The organism is Acinetobacter lwoffii (genome assembly GCF_022967985.1).
GTDB lineage: Bacteria > Pseudomonadota > Gammaproteobacteria > Pseudomonadales > Moraxellaceae > Acinetobacter.
The window spans coordinates 51,321-58,195 of the sequence record NZ_JALJVC010000022.1 but is presented as its reverse complement, the minus strand read 5'-3'; the positions used below and the strand labels follow the sequence as shown (position 1 = coordinate 58,195).

Sequence of the window (6,875 nt, the reverse complement as noted above, 5' to 3'; positions counted from 1 at the left end):
AATTCTATTAGATGGATATCCAAATCCCTACAATTTACTTATATCATTTGTAAAAATTTGAATAACATAATTTTTATAATTTAATCATTATATCCTTAAGTGATTTCGACTATTGATAGTCATATTTAGGTTAGTTTTTATATATTTTTATCTAAAAATTTCAATTCTGTACTATTTACAGTTTAGTAAAATCTACAACTGCTTTTTGATAGTGAAATACAATATTCATATATTCTTTTAAAGCACCGGATAGTCCAATACTATTTAACTAAGTTAAAATTATCTTTAATTGGGCTTTACATAAAGCTATGAACATATATAAACAATGTTGAAATGGAGAAATAATCCATTAAAACAGTAGTGAATGACAACAAAGAAATAGATATGACTTTAATCTCCGCAGTCATTCGATTGCACATAATATTGAGTATTAATATCAAATCGAATCGTGATATTTCTTGATTTATCAAGGACTAGTTATAGAGATAACAATTAGTTGGCCAATGAATTATGGCTTGAGGTGTGTGATTCATAGAGATCGTTTCAATTTAGCGATCTCTAAATCCATCTTGTAATTGGCGTGTTGAATCCGTTCATTGGATGGGTTGTATTGCTTCTGGACCTCATCAGAGAAAGGGGTTTCTTCACATAATTCAAAGTACCTTTCCATCGGTGTTTTACCTTTCAAAGCTGAATGTGGTCTCATCCAGTTATAGTAATGCTGCCATTCGGCTAGCTTGTCTTGGATATCTTCAGAATTAATATCGACAGTAGCGTAGAACTCAGATTTATCAGTCTTTTGAGAACGCTCTACCTTGCCATTCAAATGAGGTGAACCTGGTTTATTTGGCCTAAATTTGATTCCATGCTGCATCAATTTTTTCTGTACTTTTTCAGCAAAAAATTCCCGCCCACGATCGGTCTGTATTCGCTGTATGGGAAAAGGCATTTCTTCAATTACGCAGTCTAAAAAGTCGAGCGTATTCGCCGCTGTTCGGCGTTTATATATCCTTAAAACGCGATATCGTGTGCAGTCATCGATAGATGTGTACTGATATAGCCTAGAACCCAATTTACAAGTATCCATTTGAATTCTATCGCCTGGTAATGGGCGTTCATAACGAATGAAATCTACTTTACGACGGAATTTTTTAATCGGTTTGACTTGATGGGTGGATAGTACTTTATGGATAGTCGCTAAGGACAACGAGACTCCGTGCAGCCTCATCAATTCTGTTTGCAAACGTCGAGCACCCAGATTTCTAGCCGAGCGCATTTCCAATATTAAGTCCTCTAGCTCAGCATTGATTTTAGTATTTGGAGATTTTAATGGGCGTTTACTCTGACTACTTAATCCATCAATACCTTGCTCAGAATATCGTTTCCACCACTTGCGTAATGTTGGTCTAGAAATGCCACATCTCCGACAGACTAGGCCAGCATCATTGGTCTCTTCAAATAATTTAACCCATACGAGTCTTTGTTGAATTTCTCTGTTCATAGACACCAATTATATTGAAATGATGTCTATGAATCACACACTTGAGGCTTATTCAGCACATCCTTATGCAATTGAATAAGCCTGTAATCATCTGTTTGTGAAACAAAGACCTAAAGATCTATATTATAGAAATCATGTACAATCGCACGAGCACCAAATCTTTCTTTTTGATTAATTAAACCCGTATTTAAAAACTTCCCCTCATTTTCATTGGAAGTACCAAAGTCAAATATTTTAGCAGAATTTTTACTATTATTTATTAAAAAATCAAGCAGATAGTCTAATACTTTTTCCTTTCTACCCTTATCATTACTGGCCAAATACTGAGTATGAACCACTCTCTCAGTTTCAAAAGTTACTGCTGCTGCAACTATATGTCTATCAAGACAGCACTTATAAGCTCTTATATTATTAGGAAATCTACTTTTCAATAAATCTATTTCAATTTCATTATGTACAGGTTGTTGATTATGATGCTGACGTAATACTTCACGAAGCACCCCCCAAACAATACTAGGCTGATCTACTTCTTCACAAATAATCCCATTTTTTTTGAGCTTCTTAATTGATCTTCTTTTACTTTCTGAATATGAATATTCTTCCTCTAAATCAATACAAACGCTAATATCTCTACGATAAAGGTTTGCATGATTTCTAAATAAAGCATATAAGTCTTCTTGCGCTGGATAATTATGATAAATACTCGGGATACATTTATATATAATTTTTTCAATATTTTTTTCTTTTAAAAAAATCTTTAGTTGAGTAAAAAGTTCAAGCATATCAGTAGCATGAACTCCTCTATCAATCAAAAATCCACCAAAGGTTAGACCTTGATGACTATAAAAAATATTATCTTGAATATTTCCAGGCAATAAAGCCATAATTTTCTCTTCATCATTTTTAAATATTAAAGAGAAATCTTCGAAACGATCAGAATGATACTCCATGAAATCCCGATTAAACATAAAGTGAGAATTTTTACACTTTAATAAAAATTCATTCCACATAATTTTGTCTGAATCTTCGTATTTTTTTATTTGAAAGCTTGTATCTTCGCCCATTACAATCTCCTATATAAGTTAAATATTCTATACTTATTATTTTTAAGTTAAATTTAATCAAAATTATTTTTATAAATAAAAAATATTATTGAATAACTTCTAAGTCTAATTCATTCCTAATATTTGCAATAATCTATGATTTATATGATCAGCATTAAAATTTTTTTTAGCATATAAAAAGCCTTGATATCCCATTTTATTTACTTGTTCAGGATATTTTATGAAATAAATCATTTTCTTTACTAAAGCGTTTACATCCCATTTAGGAATTAGGAAACCCGTAACACCATCTACTACAGTTTCATTACAGCCAGGTACATCAGTAGTAATCACTGGTCTTCCTATAGCCATTGCTTCTTGTGTACTACGAGGTACGCCCTCACGGTAATAGGAGGGTAATACAAAAACTGCACTCTCACGTATTCTTTGATCCACATCTTTAACGAAGCCAGCGTATTCTATAATTCCTGTTTTTATCAATTGATCTAATTGTGCCTGCTTTAAACCAGTTGGGTTTTCAGGATCCAATCCACCTATAATTTTAAATGTTATATCAGGATATTTTTCTTTAACTATTCGAGCAGCTTCTAAATATTCAAATATACCCTTTTCAGCAATTAACCTGGCAATAAAGATAAAAGATAAATGTTTCTCAGTATCCCATTTCGTATAGGCATATTCTTGTAAATTAAGGCCAATTGGTCCTAAGACCTCAATTGCATTATTTTTATGAGGAAGATTATAATGATATACTAAATCTTTAGGATCATCGCGATTGAGAAAAATAATTTTATCTAAATATGGAAATACAAGCCGATATAAAGAGATTTGTATAAAGCGTATGAATTTAGACTTCAAACTTTGACCATGTTTATGCATTGTAAAAGGCGAACCCAATCCTTCAATCATGCCATAGATATAAGGAACCTTAGTCTTATAAGCAGCCAAAGTTGCATAAATAACTGGCTTAGTTGAATATGAAAAAACAATATCAGGTTGAATTTCACTTATTTTTTTAATCAGTTGATAAGTTGAATGAAGATCAGCAAATGGGTTCAATCCACCACGACTAAGTTTATAGGTAACCAGCGTAACACCTAAACTTTGTATTTTAGCCAACCATTCATTAGTATATTCAGACACGAAAGCATAAACATGATAATTCTGTGCTAAACAGGACAAAATAAAATCTTTACGAAAGCCATAAAGATTAGAGGCTGTTGTCCCAATGATAATAATTTTTTTAGAGATCATTGCTTTATACGCTCTATTAGTTCTAATTGTGACTCATAAAAATTTTTCTCGTCGTTAGAAACAGGGGTTATCCTACGGCTATGTAAGATCTTCATTAAATTTAGAAAATCTAATATTTTTACAATAATTTTTTTTATCTCAAATTTTAGAAGAATCTTATTTTTTTCGCGATCAGCGATTATATTATTATAATATTTTTTGATTACTTCAATCTGGGTATTATAACCACGGATCATTTTCTCTTTTTTTACATTTTCTACTTCTCGATAAAAATACAATGGTTCTTGCATTACCATATAATTAAAATCATTTTTTATAGCTGCTGAGAGCCATAATTCATAATCTTCAGCTAGGCAGTTATTTTCCTGATAAGGATTTCTTTGACACCATGCCTTACGTGCAAGAAGTGAAGGATGTAATAAATTTGTCAACCCTTGCAAAATTTCTTTTGGCTGCATCTGGTGGGTAGAAAAAATTCTTTTCCCCAGAATTTCATTTTTATTTCCAATGGAATACAAGCTGGTAACAACTAAATCAATCTCTGGATTTTTAGTTAGGACTTTAATCTGTTTTTCAAGCCGGTCTACAGCCATTAAATCATCAGCATCCATACGCGCAATAATGTCATATTTTGCTTCACTAATAATCTGATTTAAGCGATAGGGTAATCTTCTATTATAACCGTCAGAAATGATACGGATTCGAGAATCAACAAATGATCGGGCTATTTCTAAAGACCGGTCTGTCGAACCATCATCTACCAGTATGAGTTCCCAGTCTTGAAAAGTTTGGGCAAGGACAGATTTAATCGCATCTTCCAAGAATTTTTCAGCATTAAAAAATGGAATTCCGATAGAAATATACATATTTATTCATCCTTATTATTTGAGAATAATAAAAAAGCCGCCAATAAAAACCAAAAAATAATTGTTCTTGCGCTATAAGTGGTAAACCCATATAACATTGGCCCTAATAATATCATCTTGTTGGAAAGCGATAGTTTCTTAAATATTTGATATAAAAATATTAAAAATAAGGATATTCCTATAATCCCATAATAAAACAAGATACCTAACCAAGTTGAATGAATTTCATTTCCTGTAGGGTTATATAACCAGTGGGCGCCTTGCCCAGCACCAAAAATTAAATATTGAGGATAATCTAAAAAACTGAAAAGACCACGCCCTTCTACCTGACTGTCTCGTTGATCTAACCCTTCTATAAAGCGTAGTGCAATACTATCAAAGACCCCCAAGTTATATAAAAAGTAGCTTAAGCTTCCAAAAAACACTAATGTTCCAATGAATACAAATATTCTTTTATTTAGGTCTCCTTTTTGACTAAATATAAGTCCCAGAGTTAACATTAAAAAACCAACTGAAGCAGATCTTGACATGGTCAATAAAATTAAGAATAAGGCTAAAAAATAGATAGTTATTTTTTTAAAGCCATTTCCTGAAATATACAGATAAATTGCACAGCTACTCAGCACCCAAAATGCCATCTGATTAGGATCATTAAAAAGACCATTATATCGAGGTTCAAAATCATAACGACCTAAGTTGCTTGCCCAGATAATAATTTCAACAATATAGGAAAAAGGAATTAGGAATAATAATTTTTCATAGAAAAAGTTAATCTGAACTTGATTTAAATTCATCATTAATAGAAAAAACAATAAATTAAATATCCAGTAAACAGTCGACATCATATAACTTGAATCGAGAACAATTAAATACCAAGCAAAATTTACACAAATTGCATAAGCAACAAATAATAAAATTATATTTGAATATTCAATATTTATTTTAGAGCTTTTGCTAAATAGCAATAAAATAGCACCCATAATAAAAATATGGCTGAATTGTGGAACTCCACTTGACCAAAAATAAAACTGAGATAAAAAAAATGAAAACAGTATAAGATATATAATTGATTTATCTCTTATATTAGTATCACTTAAAAAAATAATGTTATTTTTTGAATTAGTTTCATTTAAAATAATCATTATCCATTCCTTTCTTATTGTCTTTTACTTGATAGAAAAGTAAAAGAACCGATTAATATTTTATATTATTAATTTAATTATTTTCTTATTTAATATATTTTAAAAATTATTCTTTAACAAAATTAATAACATTTATCAAACTTATTTATATTAAAAATCTTTTTTAATAAGCAACCAGTAAAAAAACCTAAAAAAATCATATGTTAAAATTTCAGATGGATATTCTCTCAAAATGCTTAGCATTTTTTCTAATGATTTCTTTTTGGAAAACAACCCCAACTCAAATGCATTTATCCATAAAGCTCTTTTTTTTGCTTTATTAAATAGAATATGATTTTGGTACTCATTTAAAATCATCATTCTCGAATCATGCATAAGAGACGTCTGTTTATGCATATTATTATCATGCAGCCTGTATTTAGCAAAAACAACAGGAAGATAACATAACTCCCCTTCCCGTGCTAAAAGCAACCACATATACCAGTCTTCAATTTTTACCTTAGCATCATAACCACCAATTTTTTTCACAGCTTTAGATCGGATCAGTTGGGTCGTAGCTGGTAAATCATGTTCTAATAATAAAATTTTTTCAAAACTATAACTTTGTCTTTTTTTAACCCTATTTTTTACAAGATTAGAATCATTATCAATAATTGCTACTCCTCCAAATACTGCGATACAATTTTTATTCTGGTTTAAAAATTCTGATTGTATCTTTATTTTATCTTTTAAGATTATATCATCTGAAGCTAGAGAAGAAAAATATTCTCCTTGTGTCCATTCTAATGCTTCATTCAAGGTTGCACTCAAGCCCTTATTGGGTCGATGTCTAAACTCAAACCGGATGAACCGTTTTTCACAGAGCGGAATCAGTCCTTGTATTTTTTCTACTGAAGAATCTGTAGATCCATCATCAATGACAATTAACTCAATATTCTGGTAAGACTGGTCAATGACACTCCGGATACTGTCACACACGAATCTCTCATGATTATAACTTGGTATAATGATGGAAACTAAAGATTGCTCAATTATCATATTATATATC

At 30.7% G+C, this 6,875-nt stretch carries 6 protein-coding genes; all 6 read right to left on the bottom strand.

Annotation, left to right across the window (positions count from 1 at the left end; translation table 11 throughout):
* Window positions 1-529: 529 nt before the first annotated feature.
* The 6 genes from MWG72_RS12670 to MWG72_RS12645 all read right to left on the bottom strand — a co-directional run bounded on the left by MWG72_RS12670 (window position 530) and on the right by MWG72_RS12645 (window position 6,865).
* Entirely contained in the window at window positions 530-1,501 is a 972-nt protein-coding gene (locus MWG72_RS12670; RefSeq protein ID WP_243475553.1) for an IS481 family transposase, read from the bottom strand.
* 110 nt (window positions 1,502-1,611) lie between these two features.
* Window positions 1,612-2,565: a GNAT family N-acetyltransferase gene (locus tag MWG72_RS12665; protein WP_247144191.1), complete on the bottom strand. Its 954-nt coding sequence runs from the start codon at window positions 2,563-2,565 to the stop codon at window positions 1,612-1,614.
* Window positions 2,566-2,670: 105 nt separating this feature from the next.
* Window positions 2,671-3,819, bottom strand: a complete 1,149-nt coding sequence (locus MWG72_RS12660) for a glycosyltransferase family 4 protein (RefSeq protein WP_247144190.1) — start codon at window positions 3,817-3,819, stop codon at window positions 2,671-2,673.
* The gene (locus MWG72_RS12655) at window positions 3,816-4,685 is read right to left on the bottom strand and encodes a glycosyltransferase family 2 protein (RefSeq protein ID WP_005108303.1); all 870 of its coding nucleotides are present in this window, start codon (window positions 4,683-4,685) and stop codon (window positions 3,816-3,818) included. The genes MWG72_RS12660 and MWG72_RS12655 overlap by 4 nt, the downstream gene beginning before the upstream one ends.
* A 2-nt stretch (window positions 4,686-4,687) precedes the next feature.
* Window positions 4,688-5,827, bottom strand: a complete 1,140-nt coding sequence (locus MWG72_RS12650) for an O-antigen ligase family protein (protein WP_005245440.1) — start codon at window positions 5,825-5,827, stop codon at window positions 4,688-4,690.
* Between the two features lie 150 nt (window positions 5,828-5,977).
* On the bottom strand, window positions 5,978-6,865 hold the full coding sequence (locus MWG72_RS12645) for a glycosyltransferase family 2 protein (RefSeq protein ID WP_276520288.1): 888 nt from the start codon (window positions 6,863-6,865) through the stop codon (window positions 5,978-5,980).
* Window positions 6,866-6,875 lie beyond the last annotated feature (10 nt).

What these genes read in the sequence shown, in the direction of transcription:
- MWG72_RS12670 (WP_243475553.1), bottom strand. Translation starts at nt 1,501, where the DNA reads ATGAACAGAGAAATTCAACAAAGACTCGTATGGGTTAAATTATTTGAA.
- MWG72_RS12660 (WP_247144190.1), bottom strand. Translation starts at nt 3,819, where the DNA reads ATGATCTCTAAAAAAATTATTATCATTGGGACAACAGCCTCTAATCTT.
- MWG72_RS12645 (WP_276520288.1), bottom strand. Translation starts at nt 6,865, where the DNA reads ATGATAATTGAGCAATCTTTAGTTTCCATCATTATACCAAGTTATAAT.
- MWG72_RS12650 (WP_005245440.1), bottom strand. Translation starts at nt 5,827, where the DNA reads ATGATTATTTTAAATGAAACTAATTCAAAAAATAACATTATTTTTTTA.
- MWG72_RS12665 (WP_247144191.1), bottom strand. Translation starts at nt 2,565, where the DNA reads ATGGGCGAAGATACAAGCTTTCAAATAAAAAAATACGAAGATTCAGAC.
- MWG72_RS12655 (WP_005108303.1), bottom strand. Translation starts at nt 4,685, where the DNA reads ATGTATATTTCTATCGGAATTCCATTTTTTAATGCTGAAAAATTCTTG.